The organism is Streptomyces sp. NPDC002640, assembly GCF_053592575.1.
In genome coordinates this window covers 53,521-72,414 of record NZ_JBSFVZ010000025.1, presented here as the reverse complement: position 1 = coordinate 72,414, position 18,894 = coordinate 53,521, and the positions used below count along the sequence as shown (strand labels likewise).

Here is an 18,894-nt window from a genome sequence, read left to right as displayed (position 1 = left end):
GAAGCTGACCCAAGATGGACTCTGGGACGACGCTCCCGTCCGCCGGCCCGGTGCTGGTGGACGCAGTGCCTTCTCCGGGCCCTCGACATGCCCGGCGGGGCCGTCCTGGACGCGGAGCTGCAACTGACCTTCCAGCATGTCGGCAACTGCGGCGGCGCGGACATGCGCGCCCCGAGTGGGAAGGAACCCCCCGTGCGTGAATCTCTCCGCGACCAGCACATCACCGACCCGTTGGAACGTGATCGCCCGTCGGCCGGCCGGGGGCGCGTCAGGTCTTCCAGGGGATCTTTGTGGAGGCGAGGTAGGCGAGCCCCCGCTGTTCCCCGAGCCTCCCGTGGCGGGCGTGGATCACCGGCAGGTGATCAACGGGGTGTTGTGGCGGTTGCGGACCGGTGCTCCGTGGCGTGACCTGCCGGAACACTTCGGGCCGTGGCAGACGGTCTACGAACGGATCGCCCGCTGGGAGGCGGACGGGACCTGGGCCCGCCTGCTCGAGGAGGTCCAGGTCCGTGACGACTCCGTCGGGGCCGTGGAATGGACGGTTCCGGTCGACTCCACGATCAACCGGGGCCCATCAACACGCCGAGTGCGCCAGCAAAAAGGGGCTCCGACGGGGGACGAACTGGAAGATCCGGCACACAGGCAGGCTGGTCAGGCGCTCGGCCGGTCCCGCGGCGGGCTGACCACCAAGGTCCAACTCGCCTGCGACGGCCGGGGCCTGCCCTTGGCCGTCCTCGTTACGCCGGGCAACGTCAACGACTCCACCGCCTTCGAGGCAGTCCTGAATGCGGTGCGAGTGCCCCGGAGCGGCGCCGGGGCATCCGGGAGGTGATCCCGGAGCGCGCCGATCAGAAGGGCAACCGGGTGCGGTGAAGTCGAAGGTCGGCAGCAGGCCGCCGGCCTTCGATCGTGAGCTCTACAACGCCCGCAACGTCGTCGAACGCTGTTTGCACCGGCTCAAGCAGTTCCGGGCCATCGCGACCCGCTTCGACAAACTCGCCGCCCGCTACCGGGCCGGACTCCACCTCGCAGCCCTCATCCTCTGGCTCCGCGAACTCACCCAAGATCATTTGTCAGACAGTTCTTAGGCCGAGCGTCCACTGCTGACCTGCATCGGACCGGTCGGTAGCGATAGCTCCGCCTCGCCAGCTCGCTGACGGCCGCTCGCCGCAGGGTTGCTGCTCAAGCCTCGCTCACGCCCGGACGCTGTGATCGGTTCCGAGGATGTGGTCAACGGCCGCGTGGAGGGTCTCGGTCTCTGCCGCGAGGACGGACGCCTGGGTGGGCAGGGCGCGCTCGATCGAGAGTCCGTTGAGGACTGTGAGAAGGAATCTGACCTTCTGACCGTGGTCCTCCCGGGGCAGGGCGCCTTCCTCGGTGAGCACGGCCAGCCAGTGTTCTACCCGGCGCTCGGCCTCCTTCTCGTGGCCCAGGTAGGCGGCGCGGACCTGTTCGGTCGGCTCGGGCTCGATGAAGTCCTTGTACATCCGGCCCCAGGCGGCTCGCGCGTCCTGGCCGACGCCGAGGGGCGCGAGAACGTGGCGCAGGCAGTTCAGCAGCCGTTCGCGGGCCGGGAGCGTCCGGTCCTGGATCGGGTCGTCGGGCATCAGGTTGTCGTAGATGCGCGAGAGCAGGCTGTCCTGCAGGTCTCGCTGGGTGGGGAAGTGGAACCGCAGCGACCCGACACTCACTCCCGCGCGTTGCGCGACCGCCCGGACGCTCAGCTTCGCCGCCATGTCTTCGGCGATCATCTCGGCTGCGGCCTGCAAGATCCTCTCGCGCGTTCCCATGCCCGCTCTCCTCCTGCTCCCTCGGCCGTTTCCAGAATACTAGTACAGTGTGCTAGCTTCGTGCTAGTACGGTGTACTAGTTGCGTCACGGCCGACAACCGAACAGGGGTCACATGTCAGTGAGACGACGGATGGCGCTAAGGCGCCTGATGCCAGGGGACGGAAGGGAACTGCGGCCGTTCCGCTGGTGGCAGCTACCGCTGAGGTCGCTGTTCTGGCTCCGACCGGGCGCCGCCGACGGTCGCACCCGAACCTATGCCGTCGACGTGCGGCACTGGGCGCGGCTGGACGACAGCAAGATCCGAGCACACCTGTTCCAGGACGGACGGCACGTGGCCCAGTCGAAGCTGCCCGCGCTCTTCCCGGTCGAAGGCGGCGTCATCGAGGTGGAGATGAGCAGCTTCGGGATCAGGCGCTGCCACTACCGCCCCACGGCCGGACGACCGCATCAGCTCACTCCCGACCCCGCCACGGCCGAGGGACGGCGAGCCCGCTTCGGCGCCGACCATCCGGCGCTGAGCAGGGGGATCGGCATCGTCTCGGTGCTGCTGCTCCTGATCGGCGTGGGCCTGAACCTGCTGCAGCTCGCCGAACCCCTATCCCACATCCCCCAGGTCGCGGCGAGAGTCGGGACGTTCGAATCACCCGTCCGGCTGCCGCTGTGGCTGAACATCGCCCTGGGATTCGCAGCCGTCGCGGCAAGCATGGAGCGCGCTCTGCGGCTGCGGTACTCCCCCCTGCTCGACGCGGCCGGCCGCTGATCCCTCAAGGAGTAAGGACACATGGACACGATGACCACCCCCGGCTGGCTCCTCACGCCCACCCCGCCACGCAACGCGCGCGCCGTACCCGGCGGAGTGGCCTACCACCGCGTCCTGGCCGGCGGGAAACGCCGTATCGGACGCGGCATGCTAGCGATCTTCCTGCTGCTGGCCGGCATGGTCGTCTTCCCCACCGCCATCGGCAGGGCGCTCGCCCCCATCGACCAGCGGATGGGCCACACCCCACCCATCATCGGCGGCGGAGACTACACCCCGATCTTCCACGCCGGATCGATGATCTCGCTCGCCCTGCTCGTCCCCTGGAGCATGCTGATCCAGCGCTGGCTCTACGGGGTGCCCGGCCCTTCACTGCACTCGGTGACCTCACGGTTCCGGTTCGATCTGTTCGGTAAGGCCCTTCTCGTGTTCGGCCCCCTTTGGGCCGCGGTGAACCTGATCGGCCTGCTGGCCCCGAGCACCGAGGTTGCCTGGTCACACTCCGACCTCGTCGCCATGTACGTCGCCACCCTCCTCCTCACACCACTGCAGACAACGGGAGAGGAATACGGTGTCCGCGGGTTGGTCTTCCGCGTCGTCGGCAGCTGGACCCGCAGTTCAGGAGCGGGCGTCGTCGCCGGGGTACTCGTGTCGAGTGTGCTGTTCACGGCCGTGCACGGTTCCACCGACCTCTATATCAACCTCTGGTACTTCGTACTGTGGACGTGCCTGGCAATCATCACTTGGCGCACCGGCGGTCTGGAGATCGCGATCGTCCTCCACGCCGTTCTCAACACGGGCGTCCTGCTCGGCGCACCGCTGCTGCGCATCGACCTGGGCGCGCAAATCTCCGACCGCTCTTCCGGCGTTGGTTCGCCCACCCAACTCGTCCCGGCCCTAGCCGTCATCGTCATCACCGCGATCATCTGGTGGTGCACGCGCAGGACGGGGCCTGTGCTGAGCCCACCAACCTCCTGCGCAACACGCCGGTACCCGGAAGAGAAGCCCTTCTGCTGATGAGCTAAAGACGAACCGCTCTTTCGAATGAGCCCATTCTGTGACGTTGATCTGCTTGCCTCACATGCGGCAGCTACCGTCGGCAGTACGGCGGGTGGCAGCCGGCTCGAGAGCGAGATGGGCAAAGGCCGACACAGGTGTCAGAGGCCGCCGGTACCGTGCCGGGCATGACCCGCATCGAGCGACCGCGGCAGGGCCATGGCCGGGTTGAGTAACGAGCCGAGCCGCGCAGGCCGCCTACGGCGAACACCTGGAGCGCGTCGCCAGGCTCATCTGGGGCCCGCTGTACGGGCAGGCCATGGACCGCAGGGAAATTGCTCTCGCGCACGAACAAGGTAATCCGGGACGGGTCCTGTCCATAGTGCGAGTGCAGGCGATGGAGCTCCGCGACGAGCTGCTGGAGACGGCTAGTAGCGCTTCGTTACGTTGAGTGATCTCGGCTGGTGGTGGGCAGCCTCCCAGGGTGAAGCTGGGGGAAGTGGAACGGCTCCGGGGTGAGTTGGCGGAGTTCGTTGCCGATGTGTTGGGGTCGTTGCCGCGGCGGGATCAGCGGCGGTGGGGCGAGTGTTATCTGCGGGGTCTGATGCTCGACGGTCGGCGGAAGTCGGTCCAGCCGATGGCCCGAGCGTCTGCCGGACGGGAACATGCAGGCCTTGCAGCAGTTCGTGAACCAGTCGCCGTGGGATCCGCTGCCGGTGCGGCGGCGGATCGCCGAGCGGCTGTCCGAGGTGATCACGCCTGAGGTGTGGGTGGTCGACGACGTGTCGTTCCCCAAGTGCGGCAGGGCGTCGGTCGGGGTGGCCCGGCAGTACTGCGGGGCGGTCGACAAGCGGGCGAACTGCCAGGTCGCGGTCAGCGTCCACGCGGCGACGGACACCGCGTCCTGCCCGCTGAACTGGGAGTTGTATCTGCCGCGGGAGTGGACGGACGAACCGGACCGCTGCCGCCGGGCCGGAGTCCCCGACGGCGTCGTCCACCAGGAGAAGTGGCGGCTCGCGCTCGGCCTGCTCGACACGCTCGTGGACTGGCAGATGAAGGCGCCGGTGGTGGTCGCCGATGCCGGCTACGGGGTCAGCACCCCGTTCCGGCTCGGCCTAAGGAGCGAGGGCTGTCCTATGTCCTCGCGCTGACCGGCAAGGAAGTCGCCCACCCGGCGAACGTCACGCCGCACCAGCCTGCCTACGGCGGGTTCGGTCCGCCCACACTGCCCCGCTACCGCACCCCGCCGCGAGCCGTGTCCGTCCTCGCGGCCGAGACCGGCGCGGACCGGTTCGCCGAGGTGACCTGGCGGCAGGGCAGCAAAGGGGCGATGACCTCCCGGTTCGCGGTCCTGACGGTGCGGCCGGCGGGCAAGCAGTCCCTGGCCGCGGCCCAGGAAGCGGGCGGTGGCCGCAACCGCTGGGACGGCGTCCTGCCCACCCAGACCCTCCTGGCCGAGTGGCCGGACGGGCAGGACGCCCCCACGGACTACTGGATATCGAACCTTCCCGCTTCGACCCCGGTCGCCGACCTGGTGCGATGGGCGAAGATGCGCTGGCGGATCGAGCACGACTACCGCGAACTCAAGCACGGACTGGGCCTGGACCACTTCGAGGGCCGCACCTGACGCGGCTGGCACCACCATGTCACCCTCGTCACCGCCGACCAGGCATCCCTCACACTCAGGCGGCACGACCCAAAAGTCCGTACACCGGCCTGACCCTCTACCAGGTCCTCGACGCCCTTCAGGACCTGCTGAGGTGCTGGACCGGTGCCTGCACCACCTGCGGACGCCCCCTCTCCAACCCTCAAAGCCGCCGCAGACAGCACAGAACCTAACGAAGCACCACCAGCCGTCAGCCCGTCAGCCCGTCCGCCCATCAGCCGTCCGCCCGTCAGCCGTCCGCCGTCAGCCGCCCGTCGTGCAGAGACCGCGTCCGTTCTTGCGGCCGAGGAAGCCCGCGTCCACCAGTCCGGCGAGCACGCCGGACGGCTCGAACTCCTCCGTGGCGAAGCACTCCGCCAGGCGGCGCTGAATGGCCAGCGAGACGTCCAGACCGATGGTGTCCAGCAGGGCGAACGGTCCCATCGGGAAACCGAAGCCGCGCTGCACGGCCGCGTCGGTGCGTGCCACGACGTCGTCGTCGCCGGCCCGCTCCAGCAGGGCGAGCGCCGCGCCGAGGTAGGGGAACAGCAGGGTGTTGACGATGAACCCGGTGCGGTCGGGGCACTCCACTGGCGTCTTGCCCAGGTCGCGGGTGAAGGCGCGCGCCCTGGCCACCACCGCCGGGTCGGCCTCCTCGGTGACGACGAGTTCCACCAGCCGCATGAGCGGGGCCGGGTTGAAGAAGTGCAGACCGACCGTGTCCGCGGGCCTGCCGGAGGCCTCGGCGCACGCGGCGACCGACAGACTGGACGTCGTGGTCGCCAGCACCGTGCCCTCGGCGCACACCTCGCCCAGCCGGGCGAACACCGCCCGCTTCACGCCGGGTTCCTCGGCGACCGCCTCGATCACCAGGTCGCAGTCGGCCAGTGCGGCGACGTCGTGGGCGCCGCTCAGCCGTTCGAGCGTCTCCGCCCTCGTCGCCGGGGTGATCCTGCCCCGGCGCACCCCGCGGGTGAGCGAGCCGGCGACGGCCTCCACGGCCGCACGGGCCTTCTCCGGGCCGCGGGCGACCAGCACGGTCGGGTGGCCGGCCGCGGCCGTCACCTCGGCGATGCCGCGCGCCATCGCGCCGGACCCCACCACCCCGACGCGGCCCACGGGCCGGACGGGACCGGCCGGTCCGTGTTCGCTCCTGTCGGTTGCGTCGGTTGCGTCGGTGACCTGCACGCCCGACTCGTCCCAGGTGTAGAAGCCCCGCCCCGCCTTGCGGCCGACGTCGCCGGCCGCGACCATGCGGCCCAGCAGTGGCGCCGGCGCGAAGCCGCGGTCGCCGGTGAGCCGGTGCAGCCGGGTCAGCGCGGCGTGGGCCGTGTCCAGGCCCCACCGGTCCAGGGTCTCCAGCGGACCGGCCGGCAGCCCGCAGCCCAGCCGCATCGCCGTGTCGATGTCGGTGTGCGTGACGTGCCCCTCGGACAGCATGGCCACCGAGCGGTTCAGCAGACCGAGCAGCAGGGCGGTGGCGTCGGCGGCGGGACCGGCCCCCACCTCGACGGGGGCCAGGCCGGACGCCTTCACCAGCGCCGTCAGCGCCGCGGCCGTCTCCGGGGACGTGAAGGCGGTGACCACCGGTTCCGCCGGGGCCCCGGGCTCCGGCGGGCCGAACAGCCTGATTCCCGCCACGTCGGCGGGACGCCCGGTGCCGACGGCGAGGCCCGCCACGGACAGCGACGCCGTGGTGGTGACCAGGGGGGTGCCCGGCGGGCGGACGGCGGCGATCCGCCGCAGCGCGTCCTCCTTGGCCCCGGCCGTGTCCGGCACGGCCTCCACGACCACGTCGGCCGTGTCCAGCCGCGCGTGGTCGGTGGTGAGGACCACGTCGGGCTGCTGTTCCACGTCGGCGAGCAGGGCCTTCAGCCGCCGCTCGACCCGGGCCAGGACGTCCGGGTCGGTGTCGACGGCCACCACCCGGTGCCCACGGGCGGCCAGCAGGCGCAGGAGTCCCTCGCCGACCGAGCCGAGACCGACGACGCCGGTCACTGGCACGCGGGTGTCCGGGTGCGATGCGGTCATGACGAGGACTCCTGTCCGACGCGGAAGCGGTTGATGGCGCTCAGGTGACGGGCGCGCAGTTCGTGGTCGCGCACGCCCAGCCCCTCGCCCGGGGCCAGGCACAGCACACCGACCTTGCCCTGGTGGAGGTTGCGGTGGACGTCGTAGGCGGCCTGCCCGGTCTCCTCCAGCGGGTAGACCCTGGACAGGGTGGGATGGATCCGGCCCTTCACCACGAGGCGGTTGGCCTCCCACGCCTCGCGGTAGTTGGCGAAGTGCGACCCGACGATGCGCTTCAGCGACATCCACAGGTAGCGGTTGTCGTACTCGTGGCGGAAACCGGAGGTCGAGGCGCAGGTGACGATCGTGCCGCCCTTGCGGGTGACGAACACCGACGCCCCGAAGGTCTCCCGTCCGGGATGCTCGAAGACGATGTCGACGTCCTCGCCGCCGGTCAGTTCACGGATGCGCGCGCCGAACCGCTTCCACTCCCGGGGGTCCTGCGTCCGCTCGTCCCGCCAGAAGCGGTAGTCCTCGGCGGCCCGGTCGATCACCGCCTCCGCTCCCATCGCGCGGCAGAGGTCGGCCTTCTGCTCGCTGGAGACGACGCAGATCGGCGTCGCCCCGCCGGCCAGCGCCAGCTGGGTGGCGTAGGAGCCGAGGCCGCCGCTGGCGCCCCAGACGAGCACGTTGTCGCCCTGCTTCATGCCGGCGCCGTTGCGGGAGACCAGTTGCCGGTAGGCGGTGGAGTTCACCAGCCCGGGGGAGGCGGCCTCCTCCCACGTCAGGTGCTCGGCCTTGGGCATCAGCTGGTTCGCCTTGACGAGGGCGAGCTGCGCCAGGCCGCCGAAGTTGGTCTCGAAGCCCCAGATCCGCTGTTCGGGATCGAGCATGGTGTCGCCGTGGCCGTCCGCGGACTCCAGCTCGACGCTGAGGCAGTGCGCCACCACGCGGTCGCCCGGGCGCCAGCGGTTCACGCCGGGCCCCGTGCGGAGCACCACTCCGGCCAGGTCCGAGCCGAGCACGTGGTACGGCAGGTCGTGGCGCGCGGTGTCCGGCGACAGCCGCCCGTACCGCTCCAGGAACCCGAAGGTGGGCAGCGGCTCGAAGATCGACGACCAGACGGTGTTGTAGTTCACCGACGACGCCATCACCGCCACCAGTGCCTCGCCCGCCGCCGGCAGCGGCACCGCGACGTCCCGCACGTGCAGCGTCTTGCGCGGATCCTTCTCCGCGGAGGTCATTCCCTCGAACGCCCCCACGTCCTCGCGCAGTACCACGGCGCCCCGGTACGACTCCGGCAGCGGCAGCGCCGCGAAGTCCCGGGCCGACGCGTCCTCGGACTCGACAGCGCTGATGATCTCGTCCACGTGAGTTCCCCGGTTGTCTCAAGACGGCACGTGCGACGAGCGTCGCCCACCGCACCGGCCCCCGTTCACCCCTGACCACCCCCTGGGTCGGGGCTCCCGGGCACCCAGGGGGATCTCAGGGGAAGGCCCCGCGGCGGGGCGGCAGCATCCTGGGGGACAGGCGCGCCCGCGGCCCGCCGGGCCTCCACCGCACCCGCCCGCCGCGGCCCCGCCCGACCACGCCGCGCTGCCTTCGCCCCGGCGACGGTACGGCCCACACCCAAGGAGAGACCCCATGACGGGACACCCCGGCGCGACCCCCTGGCTGAGGAACTTCCTGCCCGCCCCCGACGCCGCCCTGCGCCTGGTCTGCTTCCCGCACGCCGGTGGATCGGCCAGCTTCTACTACCCGTTGGCCCGCGCCCTGGCGGGGCGGGTGGACGTGCTCGCCGTCCAGTACCCGGGCCGGCAGGACCGGCACCACGAACCGGCCGCCACCGACCTGGAGACGCTCGCGGACCGGATCACCGACGCCCTCGGGCCGTGGACCGACCGCCCCCTCGCCCTGTTCGGGCACAGCATGGGGGCGATCGTCGGCTTCGAGACGGCCCGCCGTCTGCAGGCCGTGGGGCGGGCCCCGGCGGAGCTGTTCGTCTCCGGCCGGCGCGCCCCTTCCCTGGATCGCGCCGACGACCTGCGGCCCCGCACCGACGCGGAGGTCGTCGCGGAGATCCGCGCGCTCGACGGCACCGGCTCCTCGCTCCTCGACGACGAGGAGACCCTGCGCATGATCCTCCCGGCGCTGCGCGCCGACTACGGGGCGGTGCGGCGCTACCGCTACCGCCCGGGTCCCGCGCTGCGGTGCCCGGTCACCGCCTTCACCGGCGACCGGGACCCCAAGGCGGAGGTCGCCGACGTCGACCTGTGGCGGGAGCACACGCTCGGCGGGTTCCGGATGAACGTCCTGCCGGGCGGCCACTTCTTCCTCGTCGACCGGCAGGAGGACGTCGTCGCCGCGATCGAGGAACGGCTCCTCGCCCCGGCGGGCGCGGCATGACCGTCCACGCGCCGCCCCTGGGACGGCTGGGCGTCCTCGGCACCGGCTCCTACCTGCCCGAACACGTCGTCGGCAACGAGGTGGCCGGGGCGCGGGCCGGGGTGAGCGCCGAGTGGATCCAGCAGAAGACCGGCATCCTGGAGCGGCGTTACGCCGCCGACCACGAGGCGACCTCCGACCTGGCCGTCCACGCCGCGCGACGGGCCCTGGCCGACGCCGGGGTGGACGCCGGCGAGCTCGCCTGGATCGTCGTCGCGACCTCGACGCCCGACCATCCCCAGCCGGCCACCGCCGCGATCCTGCAGCACCGCCTCGGCGCCCACCACGCCGCGGCCTTCGACGTGAACGCGGTCTGCGCCGGATTCGTCACCGCCCTGCACACCGGTGCCCGGCTGCTGGCCCACCCCGACGAGCACCGGCCGGCGCTGGTCGTGGGAGCCGACGTGTACTCCCGCATCCTCGACCTGGGCGACCGCAGGACGGCACCGCTGTTCGGCGACGGCGCGGGAGCGGTGGTGATCGGCCCGGTGGGCGAGGGCCGCGGTTTCCTCGGCGCCTCCCTGCGCTCGGACGGGCACCTCCACGACCTGATCGGTGTGCACGCCGGCGGCAGCAGGCGGCCCGCTTCGCCGGAGACCGTGGCCGGCGGCGAGCACTGGTTCCGGATGCGGGGCCGCGAGGTCCGGCAGTACGTCGAGGACCGGCTGCCGGAGGCCGTCGCGGGCACCCTCGACGCGTTCGGCGTCGACCCGCGGGACGTCGACCACTTCGTGCCGCACCAGGCGAACGCGCAGATGCTGGAGGCCGTGACCGCCCGGCTCGGGCTGCCCCGGGCCCGCGTCCACCTGCCGGTGCGGCGCCACGGCAACACCGGCGCCGGGTCCGTCCCCCTGGCCCTGGACGAGGCGCGCCGGGCCGGTGCCCTCGACGACGACCAGCTGGTCCTGCTCGCCGGGTTCGGCGGCGGCATGAGCTGCGCGACGACCCTGCTGCGCTGGGGCCGCTGACCCGCCCCCCGCCCGCCGCGACCACGCCGAACCCGCCCGCCACCGGCCACCGGCCTGCATCGGGGCCCGCTGGTCACCGGGTCGCCGGGAACGCGGTCGCCGTGTCGGCCCGGTGGGTCAGGAGTTGCTGGTGGCGGGTCAGTTCGTCGACGCGCCGGCGTAGGCGGGCCGTCTCGGCCCGCAGCTCCGCGAGCGCGTCGGGCACCGCGGATCCGCACGGGTCGCACGGCCCGCACGGTCCCGCGGGGCCCCGGCCCGGCGGGGCGTGCCGCAGGATCGCCTCGAGCCGTCCCCGCAGGGCCGGTCCGGGCTCCACGCCCAGCGTCCGCACCAGACGCCGACGGGCGCGTTCGTACACGCCGAGGGCCTCGCCCTGCCGGCCGCAGCGGTGGAGGGCGACCATCAGCAGGTCGTAGAACCGTTCGCGCAGCGGGTGGTCGGCCGTCAGTTTCTCCAGCTCGCCGGTGATCTCGGCGTGCCGGGCGCACCGCAGACTCGCCTCGTACAGCGACTCCAGCGCCGTCAGCCGCTCCTCCTCCAGCCGGTCCGCGCCGCCCGCGCAGACCGGACCGCGCAGGCTGTCCTGCAGGGCGTGCCCCCGCCAGAGCGACAACGCGCCGCGCAGCACCCGCACGGCGTCCTCGGGGTCGCCCGCGACGGCGGCCCGGCCCTCGGCGGACAGTCGCCGGAACCGCTGCACGTCGGTGCCGACCCCGTCGGGGACCAGGAGGTAGCCGCCCGGTCCGGTGGTGATCAGCTCGCGGCCGGCCGGCGTCCCCGGGGCGCGGGGCAGTACCCGCCGCAGCCGCGCCACGTGGGCCTGCAGGGCGTTCGCGGCGTTCACCGGGGGGCGGTCGCCCCACAGTTCCTCGACGAGCTGGTCCACGCCCAGCGGCCGCCCGTGGCGCAGCACCAATGCGGACAGCAGGGAGCGCTGCTTGGGCCCCGGCGGCGAGACGGCGGTCCGGCCCGCGCGGTCGCCGACCTCCACCGGTCCCAGCAGCCGGACCTCGGCGCCCGCGGCGCCGGAGGCGGTCACCGCGGTCCCGGCGCGGCCGCGTGCGGGCCGGGCGCCACGGACGTCCGGTGGAACACGGACGGGCACGGCTGCACGGCGGCTCCCTCGACGGTCGGTCCTGCCTGGAGGGCGGCATGCCCCGCCCCGCTGCGGACGGTAACAACGGTCCCGTTCCGCGGGGCGTTTCCCGAGCCGGGCTGCGGCGGTCGTGCAACCGTCCTCGAGGCGGCCTCGCGCCGGCACGGCCGCCGATGGAAAGTCGCTGGAGCACCGGCGGAGAAACGAAGGGTCCGGCTCGGAGAGGGCTAGCGTGCCCGACGTTCGTGCGACCACGAGGCAACCCGACCGGAACAGGGAGAGACAGCGTGGAGATACAGGTTCTGGGCCCGTTGAGCGCCCACGTCAACGGCATCTCGATCGTTCCGACCGCCGGCAAGCCGAGGCAGATCCTCGCCCTGCTCGCCTTCTATCCCGGCCGGGTGATGCCGGTGCCCACGCTGATGGAGGAGATCTGGGGCACCGACATGCCGCAGAGCGCGATGACCACCCTCCAGACGTACATCCTCCAGCTCCGCCGCCGCCTGGGCACCGCGATGGGACCGGACGCGCCCGGCACGGCCAAGGAGGTGCTGGCGACCCGGCACGGCGGCTACGTGCTGCAGGTGCCGCCCGCCGGCGTCGACGTGCACCGCTACGAGGAGCTGGTGACGGCGGGCCGCGCGGCCTTCGAGGAGGGCTGCGACGCGCGGGCCGCCGACCTGTTCCGTGACGCGCTCGCCCTCTGGCAGGGGTCCGCGCTCGTCGACGTCCGGGTCGGTCCGATCCTGGAGATCGAGGTCATGCGGCTGGAGGAGAGCCGCCTGGTCACCGTCGAGCGGCGCATCGACGCCGACCTGCGGCTGGGCCGCCACACCGAACTCATCGCCGAGCTCACCGACCTGGTCGCCCGGCACCCCCAGCACGAGGGGCTGCACTCCCAGGCGATGGTCGCGCTGTACCGCTCGGGCCGCCAGGCAACCGCCCTGGACATCTACCGCAGACTGCGCGCGCGGCTCATCGAGGAACTGGGCGTGGAGCCCTCCCCGCAGCTGCAGCGGCTGCACCAGGCGATGCTCACCGTCGACCCGGCGCTCGACGTGCACAACGGCCCCCGGCGCGCCTCCACCTTCAACCTGTACGCCGCCTAGGGGCGTGCGGTCGGCGGCGCGGTCCGCGCCCGAGCGGGAGTCGAGGCCGGCCACCGACCCTGGCAGTGCCCGGGACCCCCAGGAGGAAGGGCCTCGCCATGCCCGAGGAACAGCCGCCGGCACTGCACTGCTTCGCCCACGCGGGCGCCGGTGCCTCGTCCTTCCACCCCTGGCCCGCGCACCTGGGCCCCGGCGTCCGGGTCGTGCCGCACCTGCTGCCCGGGCGCGACCGACGGCGCCGTGAGCCCCGCCTGACCGACCGTCGAGCGCTCCTCGACGAGCTGATGGACGGCTTCCGGGCACCGGCCGGCCCGTACGTCCTGTACGGGCACAGCCTGGGCGCGCTCGTCGCCCTCACCCTCACCCGCGCGCTGCACGAGGCCGGGCTGCCCGGCCCGGCGCTGCTGGCCGTGGGCGCCTGCCCGCCGCCCGACGTCCTGTCCGCGCTGTCCGCCGAACTCCACGGCGCCCGCCACGACGACGAGCAGCTGGTACGGGCCCTGGAGGCCTTCGGCGCCGTGCCGCCCGACGCGCGCCCCGGCGGCCTGTGGCACCGCATGGTGCTGCCCGTCCTGCGGGACGACCTGCTCCTCGCCGACGACCTGCGCGCCGCCGCCCTGACGCCGTCGCCGGCCGGGCTCCCCGCCGTTCCGGTGCTCGCCGTCGCGGGCGCCGACGACCCGCTGGCCGCCCCCGCGGCGATGGCCGGCTGGACGCGGTGGACGACCGGACCGGTCGTCACCCGCACGGTGCCCGGCGACCACTTCTTCGTCCGGGGTCCCGCGCTGCCCCGGCTGCTCGGCCGGGCCTGCCGCGTCCTGCGGCGCACCGGCACCGTCCCCGCCGCCGCCCCCGCCGCCCCCGCCGCCCCGGCCGCACTCGCCGTGTCGGCAGCCCAGGCCGCTCCGGCCGCACTCGCCGTGTCGGCCGCGGGAGCCCGCCCATGACCTCGAGGGAGGACAGCCGATGAGACGCGTCGCCATCACCGGGATCGGGGTGGTCGCCCCCGGGGGAGTGGGCACCAAGGCGTACTGGTCCCTGCTGACCGCGGGACGCACCGCCACCCGCCCCATCACCCTCTTCGACGCCTCCGCGTTCCGGTCGCGGATCGCCGCCGAGGTCGACTTCGACCCCCACCTGCACGGTTTCGCCCCGGCCGACGTCCGCCGCCTGGACCGGGCCGCCCAGTTCGCCCTCACCGCGGCCCGGGAGGCGGTGGCCGACAGCGGCCTCGACCTGGACGCCGCCCCCGAGCACACCGGGGTGGCCCTCGGTACCGCCGTCGGCTGCAGCAGCGGCCTCGACGAGACGTACGCGCACGTCAGCGACCACGGAAGCCACTGGCTGCTGGACGCCTCCCGCGCCGAGGAACGCCTCGGCGACTACCTCGCTCCGAGCTCGCTGGCCGCCGAGGTCGCCCGCGACGCCGGCGCGCAGGGCCCGGTGGCCGTCATCTCCACCGGCTGCACCTCCGGTCTGGACGCCCTCGGGCACGCCGTGGAGCTGATCCGCGAGGGCAGCGCCGACGTGATGATCGCCGGGGCCTCGGAGGCGCCGGTCACCCCCATCACCCTGGCCTCCTTCGACGCGATCCGCGCCACGTCCGCGCGCAACGACGACCCCGCCACCGCGTCCCGGCCCTTCGACCGCACCCGCAACGGCTTCGTCCTCGGCGAGGGCTGCGCGGTGTTCGTCCTCGAGGAGTACGAGCACGCGCTGCGCCGCGGCGCCCACGTCTACGCGCAGATCGCCGGGTTCGCCAGCCGCTCCAACGCGTACCACATGACGGGGCTGCGCCTGGACGGGGAGGAGATGGCCGAGGCCATCCGGGTCGCGCTGGACGAGGCACGCCTGAACGCCGGGGACGTCGACTACGTCAACGCCCACGGCTCGGGCACCAAGCAGAACGACAAGCACGAGACGGCCGCGTTCAAGCGCAGCCTGGGCGAGCACGCCCACCGAGTCCCCGTCAGCTCCATCAAGTCGATGATCGGGCACTCCCTGGGAGCGATCGGCTCGCTGGAGATCGCCGCCTGCGCCCTGGCGATCGAGCACGACACCGTCCCGCCCACGGCGAACCTGCACGACCCCGACCCGGCCTGCGACCTCGACTACACCCCGCTCACCGCCCGCGAGCAGCGCACCGACACGGTCCTGAGCGTCGGCAGCGGCTTCGGCGGCTTCCAGAGCGCCATGGTCCTCACCGCCCCGCACGCCGGCAGGGCCGCGTGACCGCCGTCGCCGCGCAGGAGCGCGGTCTCCTCGGTGCCCACGCGATCCGGGCCGCCGTCACCGGCATCGGCGTCGTCGCGCCGGGCGGCGTGACCACCGAGAGCTGGTGGGAGTCCGTGCTGGGCGGGCACAACGCCGTCGCGCCGCTCACCCGGTTCGACGCCTCCGGGCTGCCGGTCCGGCTGGCGGGCGAGGTGGCCGGCTTCGACGACGACCGGCACATCCCCTCCCGGCTGCTGCCCCAGACCGACCGGGTGACCCGGCTGGCGCTCGCCGCCGCCGCGCAGGCGCTGGACGACGCGGGCCTGGACCCGGCCCGCATGCCCGACTACGCGGTGGGCGTCATCACCGCCAACGCCGCCGGCGGCTTCGAGTTCGGGCAGCGCGAACTGCAGGCTCTGTGGAGCCGCGGCAGCCGCCACGTCGGCGCCTACCAGTCCTTCGCCTGGTTCTACGCCGCCAACTCCGGCCAGATCTCCATCCGGCACGGGCTCCGCGGCCCCAGCGGCGTGGTGGTCTCCGAGCAGGCGGGCGGCCTCGACGCCGTCGCCCAGGCCCGGCGGCAGATCCGCAAGGGCGTCACCGCGGTGGTGACGGGCGGCGCCGACTCGACGCTCTGCCCCTGGGGCTGGACCGCGCACCTGGCGGCCGGCGGCATGAGCACGGGCACCGACCCCGACCGCGCCTACCTGCCCTTCGACGAGGACGCCCGCGGACACGTGGTGGGGGAGGGGGGAGCGCTGTTCGTCCTGGAGGACGAGGACACCGCCCGCGCGCGGGGCGCCACCCTGCACGGCGTCGTCGCGGGCTGCGCCGCCACCTTCGACCCCGCCGACCGGGCCGACGGCGGACGCCTGCTCGCCGCCGCCCGGCTCGCCCTCGCCGACGCCCGGCTCACGCCCGACCAGGTCGACGTGGTCTTCGCCGACGCGGCCGGAGACCGGGCCGCCGACCGGGCCGAGGCCCGCGCCCTGGCCGACCTGTTCGGCCCCGGCGGCGTGCCGGTCACCGCGCCGAAGGCGAGGACCGGACGCCTGCTGTCCGGCGGTTCGGCCGTGGACCTGGCGGCCGCCCTGCTCTCCCTGCGCGACCAGGTGATCCCGCCGACCACCGCCGTGGCTTCACGGCCCGCCGCCGACTGCCCCGTCGACCTGGTGACCGGCCGGCCGCGGCCCGCGCGGCTGCGCACCGCGCTCGTGCTCGCCCGGGGACGCGGCGGGTTCCACTCCGCCACCGTCGTCACCGCCGCCCGCTGAGCCGCCGCCGCGCCCCCGCGCCCCCGCACCGCCGCACCGCCGCGGCGGCCCGTCACGTCACCGCACCAGCCCGCCGGAAGAGAGGGACCACCGTGGACACGCTCGCACTCGCCGAACTCGCCACCCTGCTGCGCGAGAACGCCGGCGAAGGAGAGGGGAGGGACCTGGACGACACCGCCCTGGACGTCCCCTTCCTGGAACTCGGCTACGACTCGCTCGCCCTGCTGCAGGTCACCGGCGTCATCGAGCGCGACCACGACCTGCTCCTCGACGAGGAGGCGCTGGACGAGGCCGAGACCCCGCGCCTGTACCTCGACCTCGTCAACCGGGCGCTGTCCGAGCGCACCACGGCCTGAACGGGGGGCGGCGCCGATGATCTCGCCCCCCGTGCCCGCCATGGGCCGCGTCGAGGAACTCCGCACCGACGTCTGCGTGGTCGGGGCGGGCCCCGCCGGGCTCGCCCTCGCGCTCATGCTGCTGCGGTCCGGCGTCCGCGTCACCGTGCTGGAGCGTTCCACCGGGCTGCGCCGGGAGTTCCACGGAGAGATCCTGCAGCCCGGCGGCCAGCGGATCCTGGACGAGCTGGGTGTCCTGGACGGGGCCCGGGCGCGCGGCGCCCGCGGCCTCACCGGCTTCCAGGTGGTCCAGGACCGGCGCACGCTGCTCGACATCGACTACGGCCGTCTCGCCGCGCCCTACGACCACCTGCTCGCCCTGCCCCAGCGGCACCTGATCACCGAACTGCTCGACGCCTGCCGCGGCCTGCCCGGCTTCTCGTACCACGAGGGGCACCGGATCTCCGCCCTGCGGCGCACGCGGGGGCGCGTCACGCACGCCGTGGGGCACCGCGCCGGCCTGGGCACCGTCACCGTCCGCGCGCACGTCGTCGTCGGTGCGGACGGCCGTCACTCCCGCACCCGGTCGCTCGCCGGCATCGACGCCGGCCGGACCGAGGCGTTCGACCAGGACGTCGCCTGGTTCACGCTGCCCGCCGCCGGGCGGGGCACGGGCACGGTGCGCGTCCACCGCACGGCACGCGGCGCCCTCCTCGTCCACGACACCCACCCCGACCTGCTGCGCGTCGGCTGGACGCTGCCGCACCGCAGCTGGAACCGGGTGACCGCGCACGGCATCGACGGCATCCGCCGGGAGCTCGCCGACGCCCTTCCCGGGCACGCGGACCTGATCCACGAGCACCTGCGCGACGTGCGGGACCTCACCCTGCTCGACGTGTTCGCCGCGCAGGCCGCCACCTGGGTGGACGACGGGCTGATGCTGGTGGGCGACAGCGCCCACACCCACGGTCCCATCGGCGCCCAGGGCATCAACCTGGCCCTGCAGGACGCGGCGGCCGCCCACCCCGTCCTGCTCGACGCGGTCCGCTCCGGCGACGCCGGCCGGGACCGGCTCCTGCCCTACCAGCACGAGCGCCTTCCGGTGGCCGCCGCCGTGCACCGCATGCAGCGCCTGCAGGCCAGGGCGCTGCTCGGCCGCGGGAACCCGGTCACCACCCGCCTGCGCGCGGTGGCCGCGTCCCTGGCCGGCCGTACCCCGGTCGGCGCCCGGATCACCCGGACGGTCGCCCACGGGCCCCGCCCCGTCGGCGTGCGCACCGACCTGTTCGGCGCCGCGGCGGCGCCCGCCGGGAGCAGGGCGTGACCGGCACGCCGGTGGTCGCGCCACCCGGGCGGACGACGCGGCTCGCCGACGGCGTCCACGCGTTCGTGCAGCCCGACGGCGGCTGGTGCCTCAACAACGCGGGCCTGATCACCGACGGCGTCCACAGCGTCCTCGTCGACACCGCCGCCACGCGGGAACGGGCCCTGCACCTGCGCCGGGAGGCCCTGCGCCTCGCCCCGGCCCCGCCGCGCCTGCTGATCGCCACCCACTTCCACGGGGACCACACCTTCGGCAACTGCGTCTTCCCCGAGGCCACCGTCGTCGCGCACCAGCACGCCCGCGACGACATCCTCGCCTCCGGCCTGCACCTGACGGGCCTGTGGCCCGACGTGCGCTGGGGCGACCTCGACGTCGTGCCGCCCCACCTGACCTACCGGCAGGAGGCCACGGTGCACGCGGGCGGGATCCAGGTGCGGCTGCTGCACTTCGGGCCGGCCCACACCACCGGCGACACCGCCGTCTGGCTGCCCGAGCAGCGGGTGCTGTTCACGGGCGACCTGGTCATGTCCGGCGTGACGCCGTTCTGCCCCATGGGCTCGGTCTCCGGGTCCCTCCGGACGCTGGACGCGTTGCGCGCCCTGGGCCCCCGCGTCGTCGTCCCCGGGCACGGGCCCCTCGGCGGGCCGGAACTGTTCGACGTCAACGAGGGATACCTGCGGCGTCTGCAGCGCCTGGCCGCCCAGGGGCTGGCGGTCGGCGCGACGCCGCTGGAGACCGCGCGCCGCGCCGGTCCCGGCCCCTACGCGGACCTCCTCGACGCGGAACGCCTCGTCCCCAACCTGCACCGCGCCTACGCCGAGGAACGCGGCGCCGCGGCCGGCGCCCCCCTGGACATCCCGGCCCTGTTCACCGAGATGACGCACTACCACGGAGGCCTCCCGGCCTGCCGCGCCTGAACCGCCGTCGGGG

Annotated in this window: 15 protein-coding genes and 2 pseudogenes; 13 read left to right on the top strand and 4 right to left on the bottom strand. The window is 73.8% G+C overall.

What is annotated here, in order from left to right; all coding sequences use genetic code 11:
- Window positions 1-316: 316 nt before the first annotated feature.
- A pseudogene (locus ACWD3O_RS27675) lies at window positions 317-1,088 on the top strand (IS5 family transposase).
- Between the two features lie 105 nt (window positions 1,089-1,193).
- On the opposite strand, the gene ACWD3O_RS27670 reads toward ACWD3O_RS27675, so the two are convergent.
- Entirely contained in the window at window positions 1,194-1,790 is a 597-nt protein-coding gene (locus tag ACWD3O_RS27670; RefSeq protein ID WP_451417748.1) for a TetR/AcrR family transcriptional regulator, read from the bottom strand.
- Between the two features lie 149 nt (window positions 1,791-1,939).
- Between ACWD3O_RS27670 and ACWD3O_RS27665 the strand changes: the two genes are divergently transcribed.
- The 3 genes and pseudogenes from ACWD3O_RS27665 to ACWD3O_RS27655 all read left to right on the top strand — a co-directional run bounded on the left by ACWD3O_RS27665 (window position 1,940) and on the right by ACWD3O_RS27655 (window position 5,264).
- Window positions 1,940-2,551, top strand: a complete 612-nt coding sequence (locus ACWD3O_RS27665) for a hypothetical protein (RefSeq protein ID WP_451417747.1) — start codon at window positions 1,940-1,942, stop codon at window positions 2,549-2,551.
- Between the two features lie 21 nt (window positions 2,552-2,572).
- Window positions 2,573-3,565, top strand: a complete 993-nt coding sequence (locus ACWD3O_RS27660) for a CPBP family intramembrane glutamic endopeptidase (RefSeq protein ID WP_451417746.1) — start codon at window positions 2,573-2,575, stop codon at window positions 3,563-3,565.
- 463 nt (window positions 3,566-4,028) lie between these two features.
- A pseudogene (locus ACWD3O_RS27655) lies at window positions 4,029-5,264 on the top strand (IS701 family transposase).
- 189 nt (window positions 5,265-5,453) lie between these two features.
- On the opposite strand, the gene ACWD3O_RS27650 reads toward ACWD3O_RS27655, so the two are convergent.
- Both ACWD3O_RS27650 and ccrA read right to left on the bottom strand, forming a co-directional pair.
- Window positions 5,454-7,220, bottom strand: coding sequence for a 3-hydroxyacyl-CoA dehydrogenase family protein (locus tag ACWD3O_RS27650; RefSeq protein WP_451417745.1), 1,767 nt, complete (start codon window positions 7,218-7,220; stop codon window positions 5,454-5,456).
- Window positions 7,217-8,569, bottom strand: a complete 1,353-nt coding sequence (gene ccrA / locus ACWD3O_RS27645) for a crotonyl-CoA carboxylase/reductase (RefSeq protein ID WP_451413770.1) — start codon at window positions 8,567-8,569, stop codon at window positions 7,217-7,219. The genes ACWD3O_RS27650 and ccrA overlap by 4 nt, the downstream gene beginning before the upstream one ends.
- Before the next feature lie 274 nt (window positions 8,570-8,843).
- Between ccrA and ACWD3O_RS27640 the strand changes: the two genes are divergently transcribed.
- Window positions 8,844-9,605: a thioesterase II family protein gene (locus ACWD3O_RS27640; RefSeq protein WP_451413771.1), complete on the top strand. Its 762-nt coding sequence runs from the start codon at window positions 8,844-8,846 to the stop codon at window positions 9,603-9,605.
- The gene (locus tag ACWD3O_RS27635; protein WP_451417744.1) at window positions 9,602-10,612 is read left to right on the top strand and encodes a 3-oxoacyl-ACP synthase III family protein; all 1,011 of its coding nucleotides are present in this window, start codon (window positions 9,602-9,604) and stop codon (window positions 10,610-10,612) included. Before ACWD3O_RS27640 ends, ACWD3O_RS27635 begins: the two co-directional genes overlap by 4 nt.
- 73 nt (window positions 10,613-10,685) lie before the next feature.
- On the opposite strand, the gene ACWD3O_RS27630 is transcribed toward ACWD3O_RS27635, so the two are convergent.
- Window positions 10,686-11,651: an AfsR/SARP family transcriptional regulator gene (locus tag ACWD3O_RS27630; RefSeq protein WP_451417743.1), complete on the bottom strand. Its 966-nt coding sequence runs from the start codon at window positions 11,649-11,651 to the stop codon at window positions 10,686-10,688.
- Window positions 11,652-11,995: 344 nt separating this feature from the next.
- Between ACWD3O_RS27630 and ACWD3O_RS27625 the strand changes: the two genes are divergently transcribed.
- The 7 genes from ACWD3O_RS27625 to ACWD3O_RS27595 all read left to right on the top strand — a co-directional run bounded on the left by ACWD3O_RS27625 (window position 11,996) and on the right by ACWD3O_RS27595 (window position 18,881).
- Window positions 11,996-12,817 carry an AfsR/SARP family transcriptional regulator gene (locus ACWD3O_RS27625; RefSeq protein ID WP_451413774.1) on the top strand — a complete coding sequence of 274 codons (822 nt, stop codon included), beginning with the start codon at window positions 11,996-11,998 and terminating at the stop codon, window positions 12,815-12,817.
- A 98-nt stretch (window positions 12,818-12,915) separates the two neighbouring features.
- Window positions 12,916-13,764 (top strand): thioesterase II family protein, encoded by an 849-nt coding sequence (locus ACWD3O_RS27620; protein WP_451417742.1) that lies wholly within the window; start codon window positions 12,916-12,918, stop codon window positions 13,762-13,764.
- 19 nt (window positions 13,765-13,783) lie between these two features.
- Window positions 13,784-15,049 (top strand): beta-ketoacyl-[acyl-carrier-protein] synthase family protein, encoded by a 1,266-nt coding sequence (locus ACWD3O_RS27615; protein WP_451417741.1) that lies wholly within the window; start codon window positions 13,784-13,786, stop codon window positions 15,047-15,049.
- On the top strand, window positions 15,046-16,305 hold the full coding sequence (locus ACWD3O_RS27610; RefSeq protein ID WP_451413777.1) for a beta-ketoacyl synthase N-terminal-like domain-containing protein: 1,260 nt from the start codon (window positions 15,046-15,048) through the stop codon (window positions 16,303-16,305). The genes ACWD3O_RS27615 and ACWD3O_RS27610 overlap by 4 nt, the downstream gene beginning before the upstream one ends.
- 92 nt (window positions 16,306-16,397) lie before the next feature.
- Window positions 16,398-16,661 carry an acyl carrier protein gene (locus ACWD3O_RS27605; RefSeq protein ID WP_451417740.1) on the top strand — a complete coding sequence of 88 codons (264 nt, stop codon included), beginning with the start codon at window positions 16,398-16,400 and terminating at the stop codon, window positions 16,659-16,661.
- A gap of 16 nt (window positions 16,662-16,677) precedes the next feature.
- On the top strand, window positions 16,678-17,964 hold the full coding sequence (locus tag ACWD3O_RS27600; RefSeq protein ID WP_451417739.1) for an FAD-dependent monooxygenase: 1,287 nt from the start codon (window positions 16,678-16,680) through the stop codon (window positions 17,962-17,964).
- Window positions 17,961-18,881, top strand: coding sequence for an MBL fold metallo-hydrolase (locus ACWD3O_RS27595; protein WP_451417738.1), 921 nt, complete (start codon window positions 17,961-17,963; stop codon window positions 18,879-18,881). The genes ACWD3O_RS27600 and ACWD3O_RS27595 overlap by 4 nt, the downstream gene beginning before the upstream one ends.
- Window positions 18,882-18,894 lie beyond the last annotated feature (13 nt).

Excerpts from the sequence above, each read along its gene's own strand:
- ACWD3O_RS27635 (WP_451417744.1), top strand. The coding sequence starts at position 9,602 with ATGACCGTCCACGCGCCGCCCCTGGGACGGCTGGGCGTCCTCGGCACC.
- ACWD3O_RS27640 (WP_451413771.1), top strand. The coding sequence starts at position 8,844 with ATGACGGGACACCCCGGCGCGACCCCCTGGCTGAGGAACTTCCTGCCC.
- ACWD3O_RS27615 (WP_451417741.1), top strand. The coding sequence starts at position 13,784 with ATGAGACGCGTCGCCATCACCGGGATCGGGGTGGTCGCCCCCGGGGGA.
- ACWD3O_RS27660 (WP_451417746.1), top strand. The coding sequence starts at position 2,573 with ATGGACACGATGACCACCCCCGGCTGGCTCCTCACGCCCACCCCGCCA.
- ACWD3O_RS27650 (WP_451417745.1), bottom strand. The coding sequence starts at position 7,220 with ATGACCGCATCGCACCCGGACACCCGCGTGCCAGTGACCGGCGTCGTC.
- ACWD3O_RS27620 (WP_451417742.1), top strand. The coding sequence starts at position 12,916 with ATGCCCGAGGAACAGCCGCCGGCACTGCACTGCTTCGCCCACGCGGGC.
- ACWD3O_RS27600 (WP_451417739.1), top strand. The coding sequence starts at position 16,678 with ATGATCTCGCCCCCCGTGCCCGCCATGGGCCGCGTCGAGGAACTCCGC.
- ACWD3O_RS27665 (WP_451417747.1), top strand. The coding sequence starts at position 1,940 with ATGCCAGGGGACGGAAGGGAACTGCGGCCGTTCCGCTGGTGGCAGCTA.
- ACWD3O_RS27670 (WP_451417748.1), bottom strand. The coding sequence starts at position 1,790 with ATGGGAACGCGCGAGAGGATCTTGCAGGCCGCAGCCGAGATGATCGCC.